We start from the raw sequence: 25,313 nt of genomic DNA, 5'->3' as shown, positions 1-25,313 counted from the left end.
GTGACCTTGACCTGTGAAGTGGTGATGGGACGCGACCGCAGGAGAACGGTCTGGTCAGCGACGGTTCGCTCGCCGTCGGAGGAGCAGCCCACCAACGACCACCACGACGACGGCGGCCAGCGCGCCGCCGGCGACGAGGACGCCGGTGCCCGGCCCATCGTCGCCCTGCACCGACGCCGCCGCGGACGGCGCGTCGGTGGTCGTACCGACGATCGGCGCGGCGCTGGAGTTGGGGTCGGCCACCGTGAACGGGTACGACCCCTGGACCGGGTGGCCGTCGGTGGAGACGACCCGGTAGGCGACGGTGTAGGTGCCGTTGGGCAGCGCCCCGGTCAGCTGGACCGATCCCTTCGCGCCACCGACGACCGGATCGCCCGTGGGTACCTTCCGTTTGGCGGCGTCGGTGAGCACGATGGTGGTGAACGTCGGGTCCAGCCGTTCGACGAACTCGAGCACGATCTCGGTGGGTGCGCTGGACAGCGTCGACTCCTGGGCCGGTGCAGCCGAGCGCAGCGTGTTGTGTGCCCACGCCGGGCTGACCGGAATGAGCAGCGCCACGACGGCGGCGAGTACCGCCGCGCCGAGTCGAACGGCGGTGGGGCGGGACGACGGTGCGGTCATGACGAAACTCCGGTGGACGTGATCATCCGAGTACCTGCTCGCCGATCCATCCTCCCGGTTGACAACCGGGAGGGACGGCGAAGACGGCGGACCCGATCGGGGTGGTCCACTCGTTGAGTAGATCCCGATCGGCCAACCGGCGCTGGATGGGCAGGAACTGACGGGTGATGTCGGCCTGGTAGGACGCGAAGATCAGACCGCTGTCCGCGTGACCCTCCGCCGTCGGCGCACCGTCGTAGTTGTAGGGCCGGCGCAGGATCTTGTACCGGTCGTCGGTGACGTGTGCGCGGGTCATGTGGGAGAAGTCGGGGATGACGGTGAGGCCGTCCGGGCCGGTGGCGGCGAAGTCGGGTTCGTCGTGCTCGGCGGTTCCGGTCAGTGGTGCGCCGGTGGCGAGCCGTCGGCCCACGGCGAGTTCGCGGTCGGTACGGCCGAGCAGGTCCCAGGTCTCCAGGTTCATGCTGATTCGTCTCAGTACCAGGGTGGTGCTGTCGCGTAGCCATGCCGGTCCGTCGGCCACGAAGACGGCCGTGTCCATCGCAACCCCCGGCTGGGGGTTGGCGGTGCCGTCGAGTTGACCGAACAGGTTGCGCTGTGTGTGGCCGCCCGGCTCGACGCCGGGGCTACGCCGGAAGCCCTGTTGCACCCATCGCACGGTCGCGAACGGCCTGCTGTCCTTGATCAGGACCCGTTGGGCATGGGCCACGCTGATCGCGTCGTCGGCGCAGATCTGCAGCAGCAGATCACCACCGGACCAGGCCGGCTGAAGCCGGTCGATGCGGAACGACGGAAGGTCGGCGACCGACGCCGGCCGGCGATCGTCGACGCCGCCCGCCCGGTAGAGGCCCGGCCCGAAGCCGAAGGTCACGGTCAACCGTGCGGGCAGCAGCCCGAGTTCGGCCTCGGTGTCAGCCAGAGCGGGTCGGCCCTGGGTGAGCCGGGCCGCGTCGTCGGTCAGTAGTCGCAGCCATCGACCCAGCGCGGCCCGGTCCGTGCCGGCCCGCAGTGTGAACGCCACGAACGACCCGTGCGCCTGCGGTTCGGTGGCGATCCCGGCCTGCCGGACGCCGTGGAACGGCTCGACCAGGCCGCCGACACTCGCCACCGGCGTCGTGCCGGCGGCGTCCACCGACGGGGGGCCGGTCTGCCCTGCGCGGGTCGCGACAACGGCGGCCCCACCGGCCAGTACCCCGCCGGTGGCCAGCGCGCCGCCGGTGAGCAGGCCACGCCTGCTCACCGGGGGGACGGGTGGTGTCTGCGTCACGATGCTGGGGTCATGGTCATCCCCGGCGTGGCGCTCATGCCGGGCATCGGCTCGCCGTGCCCCGGGGCATAGGTCTCCTGCGCGCCGGTGAACGGCTTGGCGACCGCGGTGAACTGCTGGGTCTTGCCGTCGGAGAAGGTGAGCGTGAAGGTCAACTCGTCGCCGGCCTGGACGGGCTTGGTGATATCCATCAGCATCAGGTGATCACCGCCGGGCTCCAACGCGTGGGTGCTCTTGGCCTTGATCACGATGCCGCCCTGCTTCTGCTGCATGACCATCTTGCCGTCTTTCATGGCCATCTCGTGCAACTCCATCGCGGAGATGGAGGTCGTGGCGCTGGTCAGAGTCACATCGGTGTCGCCGTCGTTGACCAGGGTCCCGAAGGCCGCAGTCATCCCCTTGTCGGCTGCCTTCACCCACGGGTCGCGAACCGTGACCACACCCGCAGCGGCGCTGGCCGACGTGGACGGGCTCGGCTGCGCGGTCGACGACGAGTCGGACGAGGCGCATCCGCCGGCACCGACTGCGACGAGCGCAGCTGCGGTGGCGAGGACAAGGGCCGAACGTCGGCGCGATCCGAAAGGGCTGGTGGTGCGCATAAACTGTGCCTCCGATAGTTGCGTGCTGCATTGTTGGTCGGTCGCCGCGGCGCGAAAGTTCCGGGCTGGCGGGTAATGGCCGTCACGTGGCCACGGCTGGCGCAGTGGTGTGGCGCTCTCGCTGTTCAGGCCGCTGACCGGTCGCTGATCCGTGCCGTGCCCGGGTGGGGCGGTGCCAGTCGCAGCCTCGGCCGGGTGGCCTGTGGTTCGTCACCAGCCGTGGAATGCCAAGTGGGACGGGTGGTCCGGCTGTGCGTCGGAGGCTCGTCACGGTGCCGCCTGGTCTGCGACAACGCGACGACGATCAGGTACCCGGCGAGCAGGAAACCGTGGCTGACCAGGCGGGAGGGTTCCACCCGGCCGGTCATCAGGTCATTGACCGACAACAGCATGAGTGTGCCGACGAAGGCACTCAGGGTCGGCACCAGCCCGGTGGAGGGTGTACGCCGCGCTGCCACGAAGAGGAATCCAGCGCCGACGGCGACGTTCCAGGCGGCAGCCTCGTGCCACAGGTGCCCAGAGCTCAGGGCGCCGTGGGCGTGTGCGGTGGACGGGCCACGGCCGACCTGCGCCAGGCCCAGCACCAGCTGAACAGCACCGATGAGCGCAAGCCCTGCTCGCAGGGGGAGCACGAGACGGTCCCGCAGGCGTCGAGGCGCGGGGGGTGCGACCACGACGACGTGGGTGAGAACGGGTCCGGGCGCGGTGAGCGTCAGGCGGGTCCGCCGGGTCACGGCAGCGGCCCGGTCGTACCATCGCCGGCAGGTCGCGCACCCGTCGAGGTGAACGTCGGCCCCGGCCTGCTCAGCGAAGGTTGCCTCGCCGTCCAACTGCGCTGACAGGATCTCCCGCCACTGCTCACACCCCATGCACCGGTAGTCGGTTGACTGGGTGTCCTGGTTCCCGGGTTGACCGGGGATGTGGCGTCCTCGGTCGGTCGCCTTCAGCTGGCCGCGCTGCCGCGCTGCCGCCGCGCCGGCCAGGGGCTCGCGTCGACTGCGGCAACCAGGTCCTCTCGAGCCCGTGCCACCCGGGAACGGATGGTGCCGACAGGGCACCCGCACACCTCGGCGGTCTCGGCGTAGGACAGGCCGAGGATCTGGGTCGCCACGAACGCTTCGCGTCGGTCCGGCGCCAACGAGCACAGGAGATCGTTGAGCACGACCGCACCATCGAAGGCGCTGCCGCCAGCGTCGGGGACATCGTGCCGGTCTGACAGTTGCGTGGTACGCGGCCGTCTCGTCGCCGCGCGTACGTGGTCGACCGCTACCTTCCGGGCGATCCCGAGCAGCCATGTCCTGGCCGACGAACGCGCGGCGAATGACGGCAACGAGCGCATCGCTCGCAGATACGTCTCCTGGGTCAGGTCGTCGGCCTCGGACGGGCTGATCAGGTGGGCGACGAACCGCCATATGTACTGCTGGGTCGCCCGAATGAAGCGGGTGGCCGATTCCTGGTCGCCCCGGCCTGCCGCTAGAGCCCAGGAGGTGATCTCCGCGTCGTCGGTCACCTGGTACCTCCGTGTCCGGTTTTGCCGGGCGTCCCCCGCCGTCATGACCCGATCGCCGGTGACGACGGGTCGTCGCAGGTGCCGGGGGAGCCTACGGCACCGCTGCGTCTACCGGTGCGGTCACGATCAGTCAGTGGATCAACGTGCGGCGGTTGTTGTCGGCGCGCTGCCCCACTGCCTCGTCGGCCGCTGGTCGCCAGCGGAACAGGCGAAGGCTGTTGAGCACGACGAGCAGGCTGGAGCAGGCCATCGCGGCGGCGGCGAGCATCGGGGTGACCAGACCCACAGCGGCCAGCGGGATCATCAGGCTGTTGTAGGCGAACGCCCAGAACAGGTTGACCTTGATGGTGCGCAGGGTGGCCCGGGCCAGGGACAGCGCGTCGACCACGGCGGTGAGGTCCACGGTGCCGGCCCTCGCGCGGACGATCGTGACGTCGCTGGCCTCGATGGCGACGTCGCTGCCGGTCGCGATCGCCACGCCGAGGTCGGCTTCGGCGAGAGCGGCCGCGTCGTTGACTCCGTCGCCGATCATGGCTACCGTCGCGCCCTCGTCGCGCAGCCGCCGTACGGTGGCAGCCTTCGCCTCGGGTGTGACATCGGCTATGACCTCAGTCAACCCCACCTGAGCGGCGACGCCCTCCGCCGCGGCGAGGCTGTCACCGGTCAGCAGGACCGGCCGCAGGCCAAGTGCGCGCAGCCGTCGCAACATCGGCACGGTGGACTCTCGCAGCGTGTCGGCGATGGTGATCCAACCCCGAAGCTGCCCGTCCCATGCGACGTAGACCACCGTGTCCGCCGATCCCGTCACCTGGTCGACGTCGATGCCGTCCAGGGCGAGGAGCCGGGCGTTACCGATCGTGACCCGGACCTGGTCGACGGTGCCCCGGGCCCCGAGCCCCGGCTCGGCATGGAAGGCATCAGCCGGCGGCAGGCTCAGCCCATCCTCGGCCCCGGCGGCGATCACGATGGCATGGGCGACCGGATGCTCGGAGCACGCCTCGACTGCGGCGGCCAAGCGCAGCAGTTCGCTGCGGCTGACCTCGGGAAGGGGATGCACGCCGGTGACCCGCATCCGACCGCTGGTCAGGGTGCCGGTCTTGTCGAGCACGATGGTGTCGATGCGACGGGCCGACTCCAGCGCCGCCACCCCACGGATCAACACGCCGAGTTGCGCGCCGCGTCCGGTGCCGACGAGCAGTGCGGTCGGTGTGGCCAGGCCGAGAGCGCACGGGCACGCGACGATCAGCACCGCCACCGCCACCCCGACCGCCGTCGCAGCGGGGGCGAGGACGAGCCAGCCGGCGAAGGTGGCCAGGGCGATCACCAGTACGAACGGGACGAAGATGCCTGCTACTTCGTCGGCGAGACGCTGAATCCGGGCCTTGCCGGCCTGCGCCTCGGCGACCAGGCGGGTGATCTGCGCGAGCCGTGTGTCGGCCCCGACCCGGCTCGCCCGCACGACAAGCCGACCGCCGGTGTTCACCGTGGCGCCGGTCACTGTCGACCCCGGGCCCACCTCGACGGGGACGCTCTCCCCGGTGAGCAGGGCGACGTCAACCGCGCTCACGCCGGCCTCGACCACCCCGTCGGTGGCGATCTTCTCGCCGGGGCGGACCACGAACAGGTCACCGACCCTCAGGTCGGTGACCTGCGTCCGCCGCTCGGTGCCGTCCGTGTCGAGGACAGCGACGTCCTTGGCACCCAACCGGGCGAGTGAACGGACAGCAGAACCAGCGCGGTACCGGGCCCGTGCCTCCAGCCACCGCCCGGCCAGCAGGAACGTCACCAGGGCCGCACCCACCTCGAAGTACAGCGGGTGGTCGTGTCCGGAAAACCAGGACAGGCTCATCTGTAGTCCCGGCTGACCGGCGGGTGTGGCGAGCAACGCCCACAGACTCCACAGGAAGGAGACCAACGCGCCGAGAGAAACCAGCGTGTCCATCGTGGCGGCGCCGTGGCGGACATTGATCATTGCCGCCCGATGGAACGGCCAGCCCGCCCACGCGACGACCGGCGCGGTCAGTGCGGCGGTCGCCCACTGCCAGTACGGGAACTGGGCTGCTGGGGTCATCGAGATCACCATCACCGGGGCGGCGAACGCCGCCGCGACCAGCAGCCGTCGCCCCGCGTCGTTCGTGGTTCGGTCGTCTTCCTGGGCAATGGTCGTCGGCGCGGGCGGCTGAGCGGTGTAGCCCATCGCGGTGACGGTCGCCACCAGGTCGGGCACCGCAACAGCCGAATCGTGCTCCACGGTGGCGGTGGCCGTGGCGAAGTTGACCGTGGCCCGCACGCCGTCAATCCGATTGAGTTTGCGCTCGATGCGGTTGGCGCAGGCTGCGCAGGTCATACCCCCGATTGTCAGCGACGTGTGCAGTTGGTCGACGGTGGTGGTCACGCGGGGCTGCCGGCCAGTTCGAAGCCGGCCTCGTCCACTGCCCGCTGGACCTCGGCCAGCGGCAATGCCGCAGCGCTACGAATGGTGACACGACCCGCCTCGACATCGACCTCGACGGTCTGAACGCCCGACAGTGCGGTGAGCTCGGAAGTGACGGACTGGGCGCAGTGCCCGCAGGTCATACCCCGAACCTGGTACGTGGATTGCACGATGACCTCTTTCGATCAGCCGGATCCGCACGATGTACGGCGGAGAACGGGCGGCACCCTGCCCTGGTGTCGACCCTGGGTGACGCACCGCGGATGGTCCTGCGGTGGTGTGTCCCGGCTCCGCACCATGGTACGCGGGAAAGGGCGGCGCGGTTCAGCAGAACGCGGTCATTCGCTCGACATCTGATCGAGAACCAGCATCGTCTCGCGACGCAATGTGCCGCGCCGGACGTCGCGTTCTCGGGTGGCGAGGGCGGCCTCCAGCACATGCGCGTCGAGAAGGGGGCGGTGCACGCACAAGTCATCCGACCCGGAGGAGGGAGATGACTGGGCACGGGCGAGCCGGAGACGATCTGCCGTGCCGTTCCGCCAGACCGTACGGTGCGGCGTCGGCGCGGGTCCGAGGATTTCGTCCAGCCCGGTGGGAGAGAGCAGCATCGACGTGCTCACGCCGACCGCTTCGCCCCCGGCGAGCCGGCGGGCGACGCGGCCCGAGTGCTGCAGGCCGGACCCGAGCAGGTCGAGTCGGCAGCGCACTGCCATCCGTAGCCGGTGCGCGACGAGCGGACCCGTGATGGTTGCCGGCGCCTCGGCAACGGGTGGCGTCCAGTACCGCTCGTGGCGAACTGCCCCGTCGTCGTACAGCAGTGCCCCGGTAGCCTCGGGCAGGAGTACCGCGGTGGGCCCGGGTCTGGTGCCGGCGGTCCCGTCATCGAGCCAGAGCCGGCAGACTCCCGCCACATCGCCGGCAACGTACGTGCCGTACGGCGCGCGGACGAAGGTGAGGTAGCTGCCGGGGAGTCGGGCCAGCGCGCCGAACGCATGACGCCGCACGGCCTGATTGGCCTGCTCAGTGAGCAGCCGTGGCGACAGGGGACAGGGACCGAGCAGGACCATCCGGAAGCCCGGAACGTCGATCTGGTGAAAAGCCCGCTGCGGCCACCAGCCGGTGAGCCAGGGCCTGCCGGAGATCGGATCGAGTACAGTCCGGCGGGGACCTGGCGACCGGCTGTCGGCGGTGTCCGAGGGGCGGTGGCTCATCACCCAGCATCGGGTGCCGGGGATGTCGGAGGTCAATCTAGGCGGAGGCCACGTCGTCCAGCGCGCCCGAGCGGGCGAGTCCGACGATGTCGCTGAGCTGGCCGCCGCTGAGTCGGATCGCGTTACCGAAATCATCGGTGATGACGACCCGCTGCTCGGCGGGCGCTGCGGGGTCGATGTACAGCTCCGGGCATCCACAGTTGCAGTTGCCGCACAAGGTGAGCACATGAACCAGGCCGTCGGCTGCCATATGGGCCTCCATTCGTCGGACGTCGCTGTTCACGTTAGAACGGGTCTGTGCATTCCCGCCGTGACCGCTTTATGTTTGTCAGCGGGCGACTATTCATCACAAGGTGGGAACCCGATGCCGGCGGCATCCGACTACCTCCGAATGTGTAGGTGGTCGGGCTACCGACGTGGCTTACCGAGGGTCCGGTTGAGCAGACCTAAAAGCAACGCCGCCGCACCGAGGACGACACCGGCCACGGCGACGGCCAACGCGACTCCGGCCGGGCGGTCGCCGACGGCCGTCGGTGGGGCCGCAGTGATCGGCATCCCGTGTTCATCGACACCGCTGGCCGCCGCCTCGGTCAGGCGCAGGACAATGGCGGGGTTTTCCGGCTCGGGCCCGCCCGCCTGGGGTTCCTCGATCCATCGGGAGATGACGCCGTCGGCGTACGTCTGGAGCGCCTTGAACACGATGCGGTCGCCGGTGGTGGGCAACGGGCCCACGGAGACACTGAACTCCTGGAACTGGTTGCCGTCGATGGCGTCCTCGGCGGTTGCCGCCGTCCAGGTCACCGAGGTGATCGCCTCGGTCACCGTTGCCGAGCCGACCTTGACCGGCGCGGTGAGTGGGCCGTCCTCGACGGTAGCCCGCCACCCGGCCAGCTTGTGAACCGCAGCCGAGGTGATGGGCGTGGCCTCGGGCATCACGATGCGCACGCTCGTCGTCGCCGCTTCGGCGCGCTCGTTGGGCACCCGGAACGTCAGGGTGGTGAATCCACCTGGCGCGGCCTGGGCGGGGCTTACCGAGACGTGCGCCTGCGCCGGGCCGACCGGCGCGATCCCGACCGCCGCTCCCGCGAGCAACGCCAGGGCGATCCGTCCCGGTACATGCTGTCGCATCGTTCATCTCCTCCTGCTGGGCGTGCCTTCGCTGGCCTTCAGCGGCTATCGCACGATGTTCATCATGGTGGGGAGGCCGTCGGGTGGCGTGTGGGGGTGTGCCAGGCGATGTGGCCGTCCGGTCGCACCAGAAGGCCACCGGTGTCGTGCAGGCCGCACTGGTCGAGGAAGACCGTTCGCGCAGATGGCGACATCACGGTTGAGGTGGTGGACGGTCAGTGGAAACCCGACCTTCTGCTGCTCGGCCGCAGTCGAGGCCCAGGCCGCGTCGGGCCGGCGAGCAGGATGAAACCGTCGCCTGCGACCAGGTCGAGGGTGGACCGGGTCTGTTCCGGGTCGAGCCAGACGTGGGGGAGACGGTGGCCCGGCCGGCCGGTGGGGACGTAGTCGGCCACCGGATCCCCGGCAGGCGGGGCCGTGCCATCGGCGATGACGGCGGCGGAGGTGTAGTGGTGGCGAACACCGCCGGTCAACCACGGCCGGCTGCGGCCTGACAGCGGGGTCCCCGTGTCGCCCGACGGGCATGGGGACCCCGCGCAGCGCCGGCCGGGCCACGGCGGGCCGCCGATCCGGGGCCAGCCGTGGGACAGCGCGGTCATCCGCTGGTGGCCAGGCGGACACCCAGGGCGATGAAGGCCACCGCGCAGATCCGGCTGATCCGCCGCGACCACCGACCGTCGGTCACCCGGCCGGCGAACCTGCCCGCCCCGGCGCCGAGAGTGACATCGACGGTGAGTTGTATCGCGACGAAGATCGCACCGAGGAGCACCAACTGTGCCGTGACGTTACCGGTCGCCGGGCTGACGAACTGCGGCAGGAAAGCCACGCTGAACAGGATCATCTTGGGGTTGAGGAGATTGGTCACCAACCCGCGGAGGAATGCCCCGCCACCGCGGCTGTTCCGCTCCGCCGTGGTGGCGGCCGTCGCCCTGCCGTCGCGTAGGGCCCGAATCCCGAGGAAGATCAGATAGGCCGCCCCGGCCCAGCGGATCGCGGCGAACAACACCGGCGAGGCGGAGACCACGGCGGCGAGGCCACCGACCACCGCCGCCACATGTACCGCCTCCCCGGCCGCGACCCCGAGCGCGGCGACCGCGCCGGCCCGGGTGCCGTAGCGGGTGGCGTTGGCCAGGACGAACATCATGTCCGGCCCGGGAGTGATCATGAGGACGGCGATGGCGGCAAGGTAGCCGGCCAGGGTGGCCGCGGACAGTCCGAGCACCACTCAGCCCTCCTCTGCGCCGTCGAGCAACGCCCGCCGGAGAGCGAGCCGGTGCTCCCGCCGGATTTGCGCCTCCCGGTAACGACGCCGGTCACCATCGGTCTCCGGCAACAGTGGCGGTACAGCGCGCGGTTGACCGTCGTCGTCGACGGCGACCATCACCAGGTGGGCGGTGGCCACGTCGACCGGCGGCACCGCCCGGTCCCAACGGTCCGCGCTGACCTTGACGGCGACCTCCATCGAGCTGCGGCCGGCCCAGGTGATCCGGGCGTCGACGTGCACGACGTCGCCGACGCGTACGGCCCGCAGGAAGGCGGTCTCGTCGATGGCGGCGGTGACCGCCGGCCCGTCGGAGTGTCGGGCGGCGACCACTCCGGCGACGGAGTCGATGAGGTTGAGTATCCGACCGCCGTGGACGGTGCCCATCAGGTTGGTGTGGTGCTGGTCCATGATCTGCGACAGGGTCAGCCGTGACGCCGACGGGGGCCGGCCGGTGAGTGTGGTGCTCTCGTGCATGGTTCATCCGTCCTCGGGAAGCACACCGACCGACCAGCCGGCACGCACGTCGAGGACACGCCGCAGCGCATCACCCGCCCGACCCGCCCGCGAGGTCGACGGCAGCGCACCCACCTCGTGGATGCGCAGCGCGGGCAGGTCTTCGGACTCGTGGGCGTGATCCGGATCCCGGATCTCCTACTGGCCGTCGCTTCCCAGGCCGTGCGGCCCAGTGCTGATGACGGCGGTCGTTCCCACTCACCGCTGCGGGGCAGTCCCGGATTCCCACCGGGTTCCCTCTTACGACGCCCAGGCGTGACGAACGTCCGGGCGAACCAGCGCCACGAAGCAGCCTATCCGCGACCGGTCAGTCCGCCGGCCGCTGCGGGGCCTGATGTGACCCACCTCCCTGCCCGCCCTCCTCGGCGGTGGCGGGTGGCTCATCCAGCCCTCGGCGGGCAGGCGGGGCCACGCCTACGGCGGGACCCGGCACGTCCTGCGGTGCCGCCACCGGCGTTTCGGGTCGCGGCGTGGCCGTTGACGGTGCCGGCTGCGGCGCGGGCGCGGCGAAGGTGACCGGGGCGTCGAACGCGGCCCGCCGGGCGGCGCGCCGCAGGGCGGCCAGCACCGCCGGGCCGGCCAGCACGACCGCCACCGCCGTGGTGATCGCCCGCCCGGTGTCCCAACCGAACGTCGAGGTGACAGCCGTGAACACCGCGAAGCGGTGCAGATTGTCCAGCACCGGCGCACCGGCGACGTAGGAGAGTTGAGTGTCCGCGCCAAGGCTGAACGGCCAGAACCACAGGTTCATCAGTAGGCCGTAGCCGTAGGCGGCGAACGCACCGTAGCCGGCCAGGACAGCCACCTCGGCCCGGCCGCGTAACCGCGTAGGGAGCAGACCGGCACCGAGACCCACCCAGGAGGCGCACAGCATCTGGAACGGCAACCACGGACCCACCCCGGCGGTGAGCAGCGCGGAGGCGAACAGCGACGTCGAACCGAGGAGGAACCCGAAACCCGGCCCGAAGACCCGACCAGCGAGGACGAGCAGGAAGAACACGGTTTCGATGCCCGCGGTGCCGGCGCCCAGGGGACGCAGCGCGGCGTTGACCGCGGCGAGCACACCGAGCATGGCCAGGGCCTTGCTGTCGATGCCACCGGAGCTGAGTTCGGCCAGCACGAGCGCCACCAGCACCGGCAGCATGACGAGGAAGACCAGCGGGGCCTCACCCGTGCGAGCGGTGCTCTCGGGATGCGCGGGAATGAAGAACGGCCAGGTGAAGGTGGCCAACGCGGCGGCGGAGGCGAGGGCCAGCACCACGGCGGTGCGCGGCGCGATCCGCAGCACGCTCATGCCGGCTCCCGGGCCGGGCCCAGCACGGCGGTGACCTGCTCGACCGTCAGCCACGGCGCCGGGGCGAGCACCTTGGCCACCTGCGGGGCGAACGCCGGTGAGGCGAGCATGACCTCGGCCGTGGTGCCGTCGGCCACGATGTCCCCCTCGGCCATCACGACCACCCGGTCGGCGAGGGTCGCGACGAGCTCGACGTCGTGCGTCGCGACCATCACCGCCCGGCCGGCGGCGGCCAGCCCGCGAACCAGGGCGACGAACTGCCGCTTGGCGAGATAGTCCAGCCCTCGGGTCGGTTCGTCGAGCAGGACCACCGGTGGGGCGGCGGTGAGCTGCACGGCGAGCACGAGCGCCAACCGTTGCCCCTCGGACAGGTCACGGGGGTGCCGGTCGCCGGGCAGACCGGGGGCGAGCCGGTCGAGCAGGCTGCGGCAGGTGCCGGCCGCCGTGGCGGTCTCCCGGTCGGCCTGACGGCACTCGGCGTCCACCGTCTCCAGATAGAGCAGGTCTCCCGGGGTCTGCGGGACGAGTCCGACGTGCCGGCGGGCCTGACCGGCTGGCAGCTGCTTCGGGTCGACGGGGTCCCGCCCATCGCCGGCATCGACGGTGACGGTGCCCCGGTGGCGGGGACCGCTGCCCTGCACCGCCCAGAGCAGGCTCGACTTGCCGGACCCGTTGCGGCCCATCAACGCGACGACCCGGCCACGGTGCAGGTCGAGGTCGACGCCGGCCACGGCCACGGTGCCCGGATACCGCACGACGATCTTGCGGGCGGCCAGCACCGGGGTCGTGCCCGGAGCCGGCGGCGGGTCGGGAGGAGTCGTGTCGGCGAGCCGCTGGCGCAGGGCACCGGCCCGTCGGCGGGCGTCGCGGACCGACAGCGGCAGCGGCGTCCACCCGGCCAGCCGGCCCAGCTCGACCAGCGGCGGCGCGAGGTCGACGCCGGCCAGCACCGCCGCCGGTTCGCCGTCGACCACCCGGCCGTCGCCGGGCAGGTAGAGCAGCCGGTCGGCGTACTGCACGACCCGTTCCAGGCGGTGTTCGGCAAGCACCACGGTCACACCCAGGTCGTGCACCAGCCGGGTGACGGCGGCGAGGACGTCCTCGGCGGCTGTGGGGTCCAGGGCGGAGGTGGGTTCGTCGAGCACCAGCACCCGGGGGTGGGTGGTGAGGACCGCGCCGATCGCGACCCGCTGCTGCTGCCCACCCGACAGTGTCCGCAGCGGCCGGTGCCGCAGCTCGGCGATGCCGAGCAGATCAAGGGTCTCCTCCACCCGCTTACGCATCACCGCCGCAGGCAGGGCCAACTGCTCCATGCCGTACGCCAACTCTTCTTCGACGGTGTCGGTGACGAAGCCGGACAGCGGGTCCTGACCGACCACGCCGACGACGTCGGCGAGATCGCGGGGCGGGTGCCGGCGGGTGTCCCGACCGTCGACGGTGACGCTGCCGTGCAGGGTGCCGCCGGTGAAGTGCGGCACCAGCCCGTTGATCGCCCGCAGCAGCGTCGATTTGCCGGCTCCGGTGCGACCGGCGACCAGGCACAGTTCGCCCTCCTCGACCCGCAGGCTCACCTCACGCAGCGGCGGTGGACCGTCGTCGCTGTAGCGGACGGTCACCCGGTCGAAGGTGATCATGGGTGACCTCCGGGTACGGACGTGGCCGGGTCGCCGGTACGGGTAGGTGCCGCGACAGCGCTGCCCGATGTGCCCGCCGTCGGTGGTCGGGTCGACGGCGACCCGGTTGGTGGCGGGGCCAGCCACGCCGGCCCCGCCGCCGCGGTGACGGCGAGCAGCATCAGCGGCGTCACCTCGGGCCAGGTCAGCGGACTGACCGGCGGATAGAGCAACTCCGGGGTGACCGAGCCGGCGAGCAGCGTCAACGCGGCCGCGGCGATGCCACATCCGGCCACCAGCAGCTCGGCGGAACGCCACCGGTCCGGTCGGTAGCGGCTACGCCGTACCCGGCGACCGGCCAACAGCATTCCGGTCACGGCGACGACCAGGCCGGTGAGGAGCATCGGCAGACCCAGGTAGCCGGATCCGGTGGAGTCGAGCAGTCCGTATGTGCCGGCGCAGACACCGACCAGCCCACCGAGCACCAGGGCTCCCGTCGCGGCGCGCTGACCGGCCGGCACCGCCGCGGTGCGGCCGTAGCCGCGCGAGTCCATCGCCGCCGCCAGCGCCAACGACCGGTCCAGGGCATCGGCCAGCACCGGCAGGGCGATCCCCCGCAGCGCACGCATGCCCCGACCGGTCGCGCCGCGCAGCCGACGCGCCCGACGTACCCGCAGCACGCTCTCCACCAGTTGCGGCGCGACCGACAGCGCCACCACCACGGCGGTGCCCACCGCATACAGTGCCCCGGGCACCGCCTTGAGGAGCCGTTTCGGGTTGGCCAGCGCGTTGGCGGCGCCGAGGCAGACCAGCATCGTGGCCAGCCGCAGCCCGTCGTAGAAGCCGCCGAGGACCTGCTCGACGGCGACCGGCCCGAACAACCGGATGCCCGCCGCCCACTCGGGCAGCGGGATCTCCGGCAGCGACACCAGCAGGTGCTCGCCCTGCCCGCCACCGAAGACGATCCGGAACACCACCCGCATCGTGATGATCACCGCGCCGAGGACGAGGTACATCCGGAACGCCAGCGCCCATGGAGCATCGGTGCGTCGCCGTAGCACCGTCAGCGCGGCGACGGCGACGAGCAGCGCCAACAGCAACGGATTGGTGGTGTGGCTGGCTGCTGTGGCCAGACCGAGTGCCCACAACCACCACGCGCCCGGATGCAACCCCCGCGGCAGCCGGGCGGCCGACCAGCGGCGCGGTCCGCGCCCCGGGGCGGCCGCAGCCGCGTCAACCCCGTCCCGATGTTCAGTCATCGGGGTCGGCGGCGCGGCGTCGGCGGGCGGTGACCACGCCGCCGACGGCGAGCGCGGCCAGCAGCAGTGCCCCGGCGATCGTGCCCAGCGGCAGCCCGCCGTGGCCGCTGCCGGAGGCGGCGACCTCGGTCACCGCCGGCTCGCTTGCCGTACCGCCCGACGAGCCGGTGACACCACCGGGCGTCGTCGTCGGCACCGCCGTCGGGGGTGCCGCCGCCACACTGGCTGACGCCGTGCCTACCGGGGTGGCACCCGGGGTGCCGGCAGGAGGGACGGTCGTGGTCCGACCGGGCCCGCCGGCCGATGGCACGACCGGGCCACCACCTGCGGCCGGCGGTGGCGTTGCCGGCCCGCCACCGACCGCAGGTGGCGGCGATGTAGGTGGAGGAGGAGGTGTGGGAGCCGGCCGTTTCGGCGTGACTTTCGGCCTGGGGGCGTCGCTGGCGTTGCGGTTGAGCGAGAAGGACCAACCCTCGAAGCTGCCGGCCGGCGGCTTGCGGTTGAGGACACCCTTGTCGCTGTACGCCCAACCACCCCCGTTCGCGGCATGCCAGTACGACCAGTAGGCGCTGGCCGGCGGGGTGTCCACGCATTTCTCCGAGGCAGCCGACGGCTTGCCGTCGATCCGGCAGATGAAACCCTCACCCCAGCGCAGCGTGCCGGTGATCTCGAAGCCGGCGTTCTTGAGCGCCGCGAGACCGGTGGCCTGGGTTCCGGAGGCGCAGCGCACCACCGTGCCTCCGCCCAACTCGTTGAAGTCGACCACGACGGTGACCCCGGAGGCATCCGGGCAGTAGCCGGTCGACCCGGCAGCCGCCGCCGGGCTGCCCGGCCAGGAGACGCTGCTCACCGCAGTGAGCACGACGACCGTCGCGGCATGAGCGGCCCGGCGGCTCATTGCGCCCGCCGTCGACGTCCGAGCACCAACAGCACCACACCGCCGCCGATCAGCAGCAGCGCGACCAGCACGTACCCGATGATCGCCGCACCGGTGGTGGGGAGGCCGGGCAGCGCGGGAGCCGCCGGGGTGGTGCTCGGTGCGGCGGTGCCGGTCGGTGACATGGTGGGGGAGGGCGTCGCCGGGCTGCCGGTGGCGCTCGGGCTCGGCCCGGCCGTGCCGGTCACCGTCGGTGTCGGTGCGACCGTCGGGGTGGGGGACATGGTCGGTGTGGGAGTCGCGGTGCCGGTCGGCGTGGGCGTCGGCGACGTCGGCGGCAGGTCGAGACCGATGCGGCCCAGCGGCACCTGGGCGAGCCCGAGCAGGGCCTGCGCGGTGGCCCTGCGCCACTGGTCCCGGTCGGTGTCCGCGATCCCCGTCGAGACAGCGCCGGTGAACGATTCGGCGTGGTAGGCTATCGCGCCCGCGTCGCCGACGGCAGCACCACCGTTCGCCGCCGTGAGCTGCAACTGCGTCACAGCGTGTGCGGCCCGTGCAGCCTGGCTGTCCCGGCCGGCAGCGGCGAGCGCCTGCCCGGCCAGCCCGGTGCTGTTGGAGTTCGCGCCGGTGGTCGGGCCGGAACCGCCGAACGAACCGTCGGCGTGCTGCTGACCCGCCAACCAGTCCGCGCCCCGGCGGGCGGCGTCGGAAGCGCCGGCGGCACCGGAGTCAGCGGCAGCCAGCAACGCCTGCACGGCCATCGCCGTGGAATCGACGTCGAGGGTCGCGCCCGGCTGCTCGTCGCAGGACGGCGACGGGCCGTCCGCGGTGTCCGGGTAGAGCCGGAAGCCGCCGGCGGCGCACTGCTGCCGGACGAGGAAGTCGACGGTGTCCTGCGGCAGGTCACCGCTGCGGGCCAGACCCAGCACCGCGAAGGACTGGTCGAAGGTGTTGCTGGCGTCCGGTCCACTGTCGGCCGTGGTGCGACTGGTGATCCGTCCCCGCTGGTGACCGGCGTCCGCCCCGGCCAGCAGGGACAGCGTCACCGCCCGCAGGTCGTACCCGCCGAAGTCGGTGGGGTCGGCGCCGGCGGCGGACGCGACGTAGAGCAGCTTCGCGGTCGCCCCGCCGTCGGTGAACCCCTCGATGCCCCAGTCGTCGTAGCTGTTGTAGGACCGGACGTGCGCCGCGACCTGCCCGGTCGCCGCCTGACGCGTCGGCGCGGACCCGCTGGTGGCGGACATCGCGATGATGCCGTCGATGGTCAGACCCCAGTCCTGACCACCGAACGGCCCAGGCAGCGTGCCGTCGGTGAACTCACCGGCCAACCACGAGGTGGCGTCACGCGCGGCGGCGGCATCAGCCGGGGCGGGTGCGGCCACCCCGGCCAGGGGCACCGCGGCCGTGACGACGGTCGTCGCCACGATCGCGCTGAGGCCGGTGGCGAGACGCCGGGACAAAAGCATGGGATTGCCTTTCGCAGAGCGGTCGGTGAGGCCTCCGGAACACACCCCCGGGCACGTCACCCCGCTCCGCATGCTGCGGTGAGCGGGGTGAACGGACCGTCGACGGCAGCCCGGACCTCACCCTGTAGACCTCGACAGTGGAAGCCGCTCGTCCCGGGCGGGGCATTCCGGCTCGCGAGAGGACCCCTCGCTCACGGTTGCGGGTCAGCGCCGGCTTCTACCGGCTTCCCCCCACACGGGACGTATGCAGTTGTGTACCCGGCGCACCGGATGCCGACACGGTACCGCCCTGGCGTCGCAGGACGCCAGGGCGGCCGCCGACAGCCGACGCGCCGGTCACAGCAGGGATGCCGTCAGGATCAGGGAACAGCGATGCTCGGCGCTGCGCCCGCCCCGAACGACCAGCCCTCGACACTGCCCGGAGCCGGGTTGTAGCTGCTCGCGCCCGAGGAACTGTAGGACCACGACCCGCCCGCCGGGGCATGCCAGTACGACCAGTAGGCGGTCGCCGGCGGCGTGTTGACACACGGCTCGGTCGCGGAGGTGGGCTTGCCGTTGATCCGGCAGACGAACGCCAGACCCCAGCGCGAGGTGCCGGTCACCGTGAAACCGGCCCCCTGCAGGGCGGCCACCCCGGTGGCCGGGTCGCCCAGGGCACACGCGACCTGCACGCCCCCGCCGAGCGCGGCGAAGTCGACCACGACGGTGACCCCTGTGGTGCCGGTGCAGGCGGCGGCGTGCGCCGCCTGCGGCGCGGGCTCCACGGCGGTCAGGGCGACGGCGGCGACGGCAGCGGCCACCAGCCCGGCCAGCCGCACGCGGACGATGGATTGGAGACGGAACACGTGTCCTCCCGGGTTCAGGTCGGCGCGACAGGTCATGGACAGGTGAGGACCGGTGCGCCGGAACCGGCGGCCGCAGCGGAGAGCGTGGCGTAGCCGTCGCCGGTCAGGCCCAGGACGGCCTGGCCGGTGGCGCGGGTGGCGGTGGCCGGGTCGAAGGTGCCGCCGTCGAAGTCGACCGCGCCCCGGTCGGCCGGCGCTGCGCCGCAACCCACCTGCAGGCCGACCAGGTACGCCCGTGCCCGCAACCAGGCCAACGGCCGGTGGCCGGCGCGCAGCGCCTGCGCGGCGAGCCCGGTGCTGTTGGCGTTCGGGACGCCCGACGAGTCGGCGAAGCTGCCGTTGGCGCCCTGCACCGACACCAGCCAGTGCAGCCCGGCGGCAGCGTCGGCTGGGCGGCCCGCCGCCTGGAGCGCCTGCACCGCCAGTGCGGTGGCGTCCACATCGGAGGTACACACCGGCTGAGCGGGCAGCAGCGGGTATCCGCCGTCCGGGCAGCGGGTCCCGGCCAGCCAGATGGCGGCGGTCGCGGGCACACCGTGCGCCGTGCGGTCCAGGGCGAGGATCGCGAAGGACTGGCTGAACGCATTGCTGTAGTTGCCGTACGCGGACCGGTCGGTGAACCGGCCACTGGGCGATTCCAGGCCCCGCAACCGGGCGATCAGGTCGACACCGCCGACGTCGGTCGGGTCGCCCCCGCGAACCTGCACGGCGAGGGCGAGCTTCGCGGTCGCACCGGCGTACGCCTCGGTGCCGCCGTCACCGACGTAACCGTCGCGGATGTCCGGTCGGGTGACCCAGTCCAGTGCCTGCGCGCCGAAGTCGTCGGCGACACCGGCGGCGGCGAAGGCGAACACCGTGTCGAGGGTCAACCCCTGGTCGGGGTAGGCGACGCCGTCGAAGACCACCTCGAATCGTTCACCGTCGACGAGTTGCCGCGCGAGCCAGCCGGCGGCGGCCCCGGCCCGGTCGACGCCGGGGTGCGCGGGTGCGGCGGTCGCAGGTGTGGCGAGGGTGAGAGCGGCGAGTACGCCGCAGAACAGGGCGAGCAGGCGGTGCCGGCTCAGGCGGACGACCATCGGAAGCGCCTTTCCGGCCCGGCGGTCGTCAGAACCCGGACGATCGCCACCGGCAGGCAGGATCGACCGGCCTCCGACCCGTGGGCCACGACGGGTGGGGAACGGAAAACCACGCGTGCGGCGGGTATTCGGGCTCGCCGTCAGGGGTGTCTGCCACCTCGACGACCTACCGTTGCGGGCCAGCGCCGGACTTCGACCGGACTTCCCCCACGCACACACGTTGATGGAGTTGTCGCGACAGTCTGATCGCCCTCGACAGTGGATGTCAATGCGCCATCGCGCGAACACGCTTGGTGATAACCGGCGTTGCGGCGTCCTCTACGGACGACAAGCGCCGTACCCCCACCAGCCGACACGAATGCGGTCAGCACCGGCACATTGACTCACCGCATCGCCCCCGGTGCGCAACGCCGCGGCCCGAAGCACCGCCGCATCGGGACCCGACGCGATATCGTGACACCGCAGTCGGTCCGCCACGCCACCACGTGGCGGCGCAAGAGGGAACCCGGTGCGAGACCGGGACTGCCCCGCAGCGGTGAGTGGGAACGACCGCCGTCATCAGCACTGGGCCCGCACGGCCTGGGAAGCGACGGCCGGTAGGCCTGAGCACGACGCCCACGAGTCCGAAGACCTGCCCGCTGCCCACGTGCACCCGCACGCGGAGAGCTCGGCGACCTTCGAGGGCGGGTCGACCATCGCCGACAGCACGACATCCGGTGCTGCCTGCGACCGCACCGCTCCCAGCCGAGTTCGACGACTCGGCACAAGGAGACCCCGATGCAAGCGCCACCAGCACAACGACCCCGTCCGTCAACGTACGGTGCCGTGACCCCCGGCACCGTCGGCATGCCAGCCGAACGGAACGGCCAGTGACTAGGCCCGCCGCACCACGTCGCATCAGAATCGATGACGAAGATGTCGTCGTCCTCCCGGCAGCGGACTACGAACGTCTCGCCTCCACGCGACGGCAACTCGGCGCACGCGAAGCGCGAAACCGCAGCCTGACCGACCAGGTGAACACCCTGAGCACACTGCTGGCCGACATCCGGCGCATCGTCGACTCGACGCCGCAGTGCTGTGCGACCCACCGCGACGCCGACAGCCGGATCCGTGACCTGCTAGATGCCCAGCGGATCCCGCGACCGCAGGGCTCGCCCACACCGACGCCATGAACCACCGCGACACCCACCCGGACGCCGCCCGGCACGCGACGGCATCATCCTGGGCCGCCCGATCCTGCCGGGCATGGGGTTCGCGCGAACGACTCATCCGCTCCGGGCGGACCCCAGGGGGAGTCCGCCCGGACCGGCCCGTTCAGCTCGCGCGGACCTCGGCGGCAGCCGCGACGAGGTGTCGGAGGGACGCCTCGACCTCGGCATAGGTGCGGGTCTTCAGACCACAGTCCGGGTTGACCCACAGCCGTCGGGCGGGCACGGCCGCAACGGCCCGACGGAGCGCGTCGACCACCTCGTGGTGCGGTGGGACGCGGGGCGAGTGGATGTCCCACACCCCGGGGCCGACCCCCCGGCGATAGCCGATCGCGGCAAGGTCGTCGAGGATCTCCATCTTCGAACGCGACGCCTCGATGCTGGTGACGTCCGCGTCGAGCGCGTCGATGGCGGTGATCACCTCACCGAACTCGCTGTAGCACAGGTGGGTGTGTATCTGGGTGTCGTCGGCGACGCCGCCGGTGGCCAGCCGGAACGCGCCGACCGCCCAGTCCAGGTACACCTTCTGGTCGGCCCGACGTAACGGCAGGGTCTCCCGCAGGGCAGGCTCGTCGACCTGAATGATCCGGATACCGGCGGCCTCCAGGTCGCGGCACTCGTCGCGCAGCGCGAGCGCCACCTGGTCGGCGGTGTCGGCCAATGGCTGGTCGGTCCGGACGAACGACCAGGCCAGGATGGTGACCGGCCCGGTGAGCATGCCCTTGACCGGACGGTCGGTCAGCGACTGGGCATAGGTGGACCACGCGACGGTCATCGGTGCCCGGCGGGCCACGTCGCCGTGGATGATCGGCGGGCGGACGCAACGGGACCCGTAGGACTGCACCCAGCCGTGCGTGGTGGCGGCGAAACCGTCGAGTTGTTCGCCGAAGTACTGGACCATGTCGTTGCGTTCCGGCTCACCGTGCACCAGCACATCCAGGCCCAGCCGCTCCTGCAACCGGATGACCTGCTCCACCTCGGCGCGCATTCGCTGCGTGTAGCCGGCGTCGTCGAGGGTGCCGGCGCGGTGCGCGGCACGGGCCCGGCGCAGCTCGGCGGTCTGCGGGAACGAACCGATCGTGGTGGTCGGCAGGTCCGGCAGCCCCAGCCGTTCCTGCTGGCGGGCGGCCCGCCCGGCGTAGTCGCCACGGTGCCGGTCGGTGGGGCGCAGCGCCGCCAACCGGCCGCGCACGTCGTCGTGCCGCCACGCCGGCGGGGCGGGCGGCAACGGGGCCGGCAGGCTGGTGGTGCCGTCGCGCAGCGCACGCCCGAGCAGGACCACCTCGTCGACCTTCTGCCGGGCGAACGCGAGCCGCGCGGACAACTCCGGGTCGAGGGAGGTCTCGGCCGACAGATCGACCGGCACGTGCAGCAGCGAACAGGACGTGGACACCGCCACGTGATCGGCCAGCCCGGCGACCGTGGCACCGGCGGCGACGGCCGCCCGCAGATCCGTGCGCCAGATGTTGCGCCCGTCGACCAGGCCGGCGACGACGGTCGTGCCGCGCAGGGGACCGGCGGCGGCGAGCCGGCGCAGGTTGCCCGCACCGGCGACCAGGTCCAGGCCGATCGCCTCGACCGGGGTGTCCAGCAACGCCGGCAGCGCGTCGCCGAGGTCACCGAAATAGGTGGCGACGAAGATCCGGGGACGGTGGGGCAGCTCCCCGAGACGCCGGTAGGCGTGCCGCAGGCCGTCGATCTCGGCCGTGGTGCGGTCCGCGACGTAGGCGGGTTCGTCCAGTTGGACCCAGGCCACGCCCGCGTCGGCCAGGGTGGTGAGGATCCGGGCGTACGTGTCGACCAGGTCGTCGAGCCGGGCGAACGGATTGTCGCCCTTGGCCAGCAGCAGGAAGGTGGCCGGACCCACCAGCACCGGCCGGGTGGTGATGCCCAGGTCACGTGCCTGCGCATACTCGCTCAGCGCCTTCGCCGGGTCCGCCGCGAACACGGTGTCGGGGTCGATCTCCGGCACCAGGTAGTGGTAGTTGGTGTCGAACCACTTGGTGAGTTCCAGAGCGGGTGCGGCATCGACACCACGGGCCATGGCGAAGTAGGTGTCGAGTCGACCGAGGCCGAGCCGGGCGAAGCGGCGGGGGACCGCCCCCACCGCGACGGCGGTGTCGAGCATGTGGTCGTAGTAGGAGAACGTGTTGGACGGGATCGCATCGAGGCGGGCGTCGCGCAGCGTCCGCCACACCTCGGCCCGCAGCCCGGCCGCGACGTCCTCCAGGCCGGTGGCGTCCAGCGTGCCGGCCCAGTACGCCTCGACGGCCTTCTTCCACTCGCGGTGGGCGCCGATACGGGGATAGCCGAGCACGGTGCTCTGCCCGAATGAGGTGGTCACAGATGGTCCTTCCCTCGCGGTGTCCGACGACCACCGGAGAGGAAGACGGATACGCCACGGCGTAACCGGCATTCCGCCCTGGCCCTCCCGAGAGGCCGCCGACGGCGCGTACCGGCGGTACGCGCAGCGCTGGCAGGTCTTCGGACTCGTGGGCGTGACACAGGGTCGCCTACTGGCCGTCGCTTCCCAGACCTTGCGGTCCAGTGCTTCGTTGACGGCGGTCGTTCCCACTCACCGCTGCGGGGCAGTCCCGGTCTCACACCGGGTTCCCTCTTACGACGCCCCACCCGCGCACGGGAGAGGCGAACCAGCACCGCCCGCGATCCTACGCCCCACCGCCGCCCGCCGCGGCCGGCGTCCGAGGCGCGGGACACGATTCGCGCTACTCGGCCTGGGTGGCCAACCGTCTCGGCTGTCTGTGCGACCTGCGGGTCCTCCGCTTCGCGGACCCGGGCGGGGCAACAGCGCGATGGTCGCCGAGCCACCAGCGTCTTCACCACTGCTGCGGGCGTCGCACCTTGCGTGCGCATCACTGCCGTAGCTTTGCCGACCATTGCCCTGGAGCGGGTGCCGGTGCTGGTCCGTGCGGACCGCCGGCCCTCACTGAGCTGGGCTCACATACCGGTCGGCGACGCCCCGTACGCGGAAGATCAGTCAGGGAAGAAGCCTGGTGCGGCGCTCGGTACGACGAATGACCCAGGTTGACGGCAGGTCGTGATGCGACTACCGCGACCGGCGGGTTAGCGTGGCGAGCAGGTACCGCAGCTCCACGATCTGTGTGTCGATTGGTGCGCGGGTCGGGTTGCGGATCAGGTGAGTGTCGCCTGGATGGATGTAGCGCACTGCGGGCCGTTCATCCGTGCCGCCAGCCAGGTCGACGATGAGCAGGGGTACCGGTCCCGCGCGCACAATGTGTTCGTCTTCGGGTCGGGTCCTGAGGCGCTGGACGCGTACGTCGTCGGTGTCCAGGACCGCGGTCAGGGCTGCGCCCTCGGGTGCGTTCTCGGGCCAACCGTCGCTCGTGTCGATGAGGGCTTCGAGTGCTTCTCCCGAGGTGTCCTCGCCGAGGTCGAGTAGTTCGATGAGGCGGTTGCGGTACAGGCTGTGGCCCTGGTTGGTGAGCATGTGTACCGGGGAGACGGGCCGGTAGAGGGCTCCGCCCACCTGTTCGTTGATGAACCGGGCTGGGCTGCCGTTGAGCCAGTCCATGCGGCAGGCCGAGGTGTCGAGGCAGAGCACGAGGTACGGGTTGTGGTGCAGGTGCCAGGGCTGGCACTCGCCGGGGGCGAGGGCCACCTCCCAGACCCGTACCCGGGAATTGGCGAGCAGGACCCGCTGACCAACCTCGCCGAGCACGACGTTGCTGCCATCGGGGAAACGAACGACAGTGCCGGCGCTCATGGGTTCCTTTCGGCAGGCGGGTGCCCGGCCGGTGGCGGCGGGACCTTCAAGTGGGGACGGTCAGTCAGTGGCGGCGAGGGCGGCGATGCGCAGGGAGATCTCCCGGACGATGACGGGCAACTCCCTACCGGTGTGGTCGCTGGTGATGGCGAGGGCGAGTTCGGTGAGCAGGAGGAAGGCGTGGGCGCGTTCGGCGTCGTCGGTGAACGCGTCGGTGAGCGCCTGGACGCCGGCGAGGTCGCCGCGGTGGCGGGCCGCGACGATCCCTACGGCACGTTGCATCCCGGCCAGCAGAGCAGCGGCGTCGGGCGTCATGCGGCGCGGGCGAGGTCCCGCAGCCGGTCGAGCAGCTCCACCGGATCCGCGTCTGCTCTGCCCTGGGCGGACGCGGCGCTGCCACCGCCCTTTCCCGCCAGGAGACGCTTGATCAGGTCGTTGGCGGCCAGGCCGCGTTGCACGCCGGCGGGGGTGACGGCGACGACGATGCTCGCCCCGCGGACGACGCCGACGACGCCGGGGCGGCGGCCGAGGCGATCGCGGACCTTCTCGGCGAGACGGCGGGCGTCGCCGGTGGTCGTGATACCGGCGTAGGCGACGCCGTCGAGGTCGACGGCGTTGGCGGCGTACGTGTCGGCGTCCAGGTCGATGAGCCGGCCGCGCAGGCTGTCAGCCTCGCGTTCGGTCTGCTTGAGTCGCGCCAGCAGGGTGGTGATCCGGTCGGGAAGTTCCTCGGGGCGGGCCTTGAGCTGGGCGGCGAGTTGGGTGACGAGGTCGCGTTCGCGGGCCAGATACCGGAACGCCTCGATCCCGGTGACCGCTTCGATGCGACGTTGGCCGGCACCGACCGATGATTCGCCGGTGAGCGCGAGGGAGCCGATCTGCGCGGAGTGCGCGACGTGGGTGCCGCCGCACAGCTCACGGGACCACTCGCCACCGATCTCGACGACCCGGACGGTGTCGTCGTAGGTTTCGCCGAACAGCGCCAGGGCGCCCTCGGCGCGGGCCTGTGCCAGCGGCAGGTGGCGGACCTCGACGGGCAGGTCACGGCGGATCGCCAGATTGGCGACCTCCTCGATCTCACTGCGGGTGGTGTCGCCCAGGCCGCCGCGCCAGGCGAAGTCCAGGCGCAGGTAGCCGGGCCGGTTGTACGAGCCCGACTGCAGCGCGTTCGGCCCGAGGACCTGGCGCAGTGCGGCATGCACGACGTGCGTGCCCGAGTGGGCCTGCCGGGCGCCGATGCGCCACTCGGGGTCGACTGCGGCGTGTACCGGGTCACCGACGGTGAGGCTGCCTTCGAAGATCCGGACCGTGTGCAGTCTATTGGCAGGAGGGTGAGGCGGTTCGGGACGCCCCACGGTCGACTGCCCCGCTCGACTGTCCGTGGTG

The 25,313-nt window shown here is 71.8% G+C and carries 24 protein-coding genes and 4 riboswitches; of the genes, 1 reads left to right on the top strand and 23 read right to left on the bottom strand.

Annotated elements, in window-relative coordinates; genetic code table 11:
• Positions 1-54: 54 nt before the first annotated feature.
• From JQX11_RS03695 to JQX11_RS03605, 19 genes are all read right to left on the bottom strand, one after another.
• The gene (locus tag JQX11_RS03695; RefSeq protein ID WP_204923505.1) at positions 55-621 is read right to left on the bottom strand and encodes a copper resistance CopC family protein; all 567 of its coding nucleotides are present in this window, start codon (positions 619-621) and stop codon (positions 55-57) included.
• A 22-nt stretch (positions 622-643) separates the two neighbouring features.
• On the bottom strand, positions 644-1,858 hold the full coding sequence (locus tag JQX11_RS03690) for a Dyp-type peroxidase (RefSeq protein WP_204923504.1): 1,215 nt from the start codon (positions 1,856-1,858) through the stop codon (positions 644-646).
• 23 nt (positions 1,859-1,881) lie between these two features.
• Positions 1,882-2,484 carry a copper chaperone PCu(A)C gene (locus JQX11_RS03685; RefSeq protein WP_204923503.1) on the bottom strand — a complete coding sequence of 201 codons (603 nt, stop codon included), beginning with the start codon at positions 2,482-2,484 and terminating at the stop codon, positions 1,882-1,884.
• 125 nt (positions 2,485-2,609) lie between these two features.
• Complete coding sequence (locus JQX11_RS03680) at positions 2,610-3,353, bottom strand: zf-HC2 domain-containing protein (protein ID WP_088643415.1); 744 nt, start codon at positions 3,351-3,353, stop codon at positions 2,610-2,612.
• A 74-nt stretch (positions 3,354-3,427) separates the two neighbouring features.
• Positions 3,428-3,994 (bottom strand): sigma-70 family RNA polymerase sigma factor, encoded by a 567-nt coding sequence (locus tag JQX11_RS03675; RefSeq protein ID WP_088643416.1) that lies wholly within the window; start codon positions 3,992-3,994, stop codon positions 3,428-3,430.
• A gap of 130 nt (positions 3,995-4,124) precedes the next feature.
• Positions 4,125-6,389 (bottom strand): heavy metal translocating P-type ATPase, encoded by a 2,265-nt coding sequence (locus tag JQX11_RS03670; RefSeq protein WP_307826049.1) that lies wholly within the window; start codon positions 6,387-6,389, stop codon positions 4,125-4,127.
• Positions 6,386-6,601 (bottom strand): heavy-metal-associated domain-containing protein, encoded by a 216-nt coding sequence (locus JQX11_RS03665; protein ID WP_204923617.1) that lies wholly within the window; start codon positions 6,599-6,601, stop codon positions 6,386-6,388. The genes JQX11_RS03670 and JQX11_RS03665 overlap by 4 nt, the downstream gene beginning before the upstream one ends.
• A 165-nt stretch (positions 6,602-6,766) precedes the next feature.
• The gene (locus tag JQX11_RS03660) at positions 6,767-7,675 is read right to left on the bottom strand and encodes a hypothetical protein (protein WP_204923501.1); all 909 of its coding nucleotides are present in this window, start codon (positions 7,673-7,675) and stop codon (positions 6,767-6,769) included.
• Position 7,676: 1 nt separating this feature from the next.
• Positions 7,677-7,889, bottom strand: coding sequence for a hypothetical protein (locus tag JQX11_RS03655; RefSeq protein WP_088643418.1), 213 nt, complete (start codon positions 7,887-7,889; stop codon positions 7,677-7,679).
• Between the two features lie 158 nt (positions 7,890-8,047).
• Positions 8,048-8,767, bottom strand: a complete 720-nt coding sequence (locus JQX11_RS03650; RefSeq protein WP_204923500.1) for a YcnI family copper-binding membrane protein — start codon at positions 8,765-8,767, stop codon at positions 8,048-8,050.
• A gap of 595 nt (positions 8,768-9,362) precedes the next feature.
• Positions 9,363-9,992, bottom strand: coding sequence for a LysE family translocator (locus JQX11_RS03645; protein ID WP_307826048.1), 630 nt, complete (start codon positions 9,990-9,992; stop codon positions 9,363-9,365).
• Positions 9,993-10,505 carry an acyl-CoA thioesterase gene (locus JQX11_RS03640; RefSeq protein ID WP_145919155.1) on the bottom strand — a complete coding sequence of 171 codons (513 nt, stop codon included), beginning with the start codon at positions 10,503-10,505 and terminating at the stop codon, positions 9,993-9,995.
• 116 nt (positions 10,506-10,621) lie between these two features.
• Positions 10,622-10,839, bottom strand: a riboswitch (cobalamin riboswitch).
• A 12-nt stretch (positions 10,840-10,851) separates the two neighbouring features.
• Positions 10,852-11,838, bottom strand: coding sequence for an ECF transporter S component (locus JQX11_RS03635; RefSeq protein ID WP_232377021.1), 987 nt, complete (start codon positions 11,836-11,838; stop codon positions 10,852-10,854).
• Positions 11,835-13,472 carry an ABC transporter ATP-binding protein gene (locus JQX11_RS03630; protein WP_204923499.1) on the bottom strand — a complete coding sequence of 546 codons (1,638 nt, stop codon included), beginning with the start codon at positions 13,470-13,472 and terminating at the stop codon, positions 11,835-11,837. Before JQX11_RS03630 ends, JQX11_RS03635 begins: the two co-directional genes overlap by 4 nt.
• On the bottom strand, positions 13,469-14,710 hold the full coding sequence (locus tag JQX11_RS03625) for a CbiQ family ECF transporter T component (protein ID WP_232377020.1): 1,242 nt from the start codon (positions 14,708-14,710) through the stop codon (positions 13,469-13,471). The genes JQX11_RS03630 and JQX11_RS03625 overlap by 4 nt, the downstream gene beginning before the upstream one ends.
• The gene (locus JQX11_RS03620) at positions 14,703-15,608 is read right to left on the bottom strand and encodes an SCO2322-related protein (RefSeq protein ID WP_204923498.1); all 906 of its coding nucleotides are present in this window, start codon (positions 15,606-15,608) and stop codon (positions 14,703-14,705) included. Before JQX11_RS03620 ends, JQX11_RS03625 begins: the two co-directional genes overlap by 8 nt.
• Positions 15,605-17,053, bottom strand: a complete 1,449-nt coding sequence (locus JQX11_RS03615; RefSeq protein WP_204923497.1) for a prenyltransferase/squalene oxidase repeat-containing protein — start codon at positions 17,051-17,053, stop codon at positions 15,605-15,607. Before JQX11_RS03615 ends, JQX11_RS03620 begins: the two co-directional genes overlap by 4 nt.
• A 359-nt stretch (positions 17,054-17,412) precedes the next feature.
• Positions 17,413-17,934 carry an SCO2322-related protein gene (locus JQX11_RS03610; protein ID WP_204923496.1) on the bottom strand — a complete coding sequence of 174 codons (522 nt, stop codon included), beginning with the start codon at positions 17,932-17,934 and terminating at the stop codon, positions 17,413-17,415.
• Positions 17,931-18,974, bottom strand: a complete 1,044-nt coding sequence (locus tag JQX11_RS03605; RefSeq protein WP_204923495.1) for a peptidase — start codon at positions 18,972-18,974, stop codon at positions 17,931-17,933. The genes JQX11_RS03610 and JQX11_RS03605 overlap by 4 nt, the downstream gene beginning before the upstream one ends.
• A 102-nt stretch (positions 18,975-19,076) precedes the next feature.
• Positions 19,077-19,205: riboswitch (cobalamin riboswitch) on the bottom strand.
• A 218-nt stretch (positions 19,206-19,423) separates the two neighbouring features.
• A riboswitch (cobalamin riboswitch) is annotated at positions 19,424-19,627 on the top strand.
• Between the two features lie 216 nt (positions 19,628-19,843).
• Between JQX11_RS03605 and JQX11_RS03600 the strand changes: the two genes are divergently transcribed.
• Entirely contained in the window at positions 19,844-20,146 is a 303-nt protein-coding gene (locus tag JQX11_RS03600) for a hypothetical protein (RefSeq protein WP_204923494.1), read from the top strand.
• 142 nt (positions 20,147-20,288) lie between these two features.
• Here JQX11_RS03600 and metE read toward each other — a convergent pair whose 3' ends face one another.
• The 4 genes from metE to JQX11_RS33300 form a co-directional block, all read right to left on the bottom strand.
• Complete coding sequence (metE, locus tag JQX11_RS03595) at positions 20,289-22,526, bottom strand: 5-methyltetrahydropteroyltriglutamate--homocysteine S-methyltransferase (protein WP_204923493.1); 2,238 nt, start codon at positions 22,524-22,526, stop codon at positions 20,289-20,291.
• 114 nt (positions 22,527-22,640) lie between these two features.
• A riboswitch (cobalamin riboswitch) is annotated at positions 22,641-22,853 on the bottom strand.
• A 396-nt stretch (positions 22,854-23,249) separates the two neighbouring features.
• Positions 23,250-23,927, bottom strand: a complete 678-nt coding sequence (locus JQX11_RS03590) for a hypothetical protein (protein WP_204923492.1) — start codon at positions 23,925-23,927, stop codon at positions 23,250-23,252.
• A 60-nt stretch (positions 23,928-23,987) separates the two neighbouring features.
• The gene (locus JQX11_RS03585) at positions 23,988-24,242 is read right to left on the bottom strand and encodes a superoxide dismutase (RefSeq protein WP_204923491.1); all 255 of its coding nucleotides are present in this window, start codon (positions 24,240-24,242) and stop codon (positions 23,988-23,990) included.
• Positions 24,239-25,282 carry an alanine--tRNA ligase gene (locus tag JQX11_RS33300; protein ID WP_307826047.1) on the bottom strand — a complete coding sequence of 348 codons (1,044 nt, stop codon included), beginning with the start codon at positions 25,280-25,282 and terminating at the stop codon, positions 24,239-24,241. The genes JQX11_RS03585 and JQX11_RS33300 overlap by 4 nt, the downstream gene beginning before the upstream one ends.
• Positions 25,283-25,313: the final 31 nt, after the last annotated feature.

This window comes from Micromonospora humida, assembly GCF_016901255.1.
GTDB classification, from domain to species: Bacteria; Actinomycetota; Actinomycetes; order Mycobacteriales; family Micromonosporaceae; genus Micromonospora; species Micromonospora wenchangensis.
This window is presented reverse-complemented; position numbering and strand designations above follow the sequence as displayed.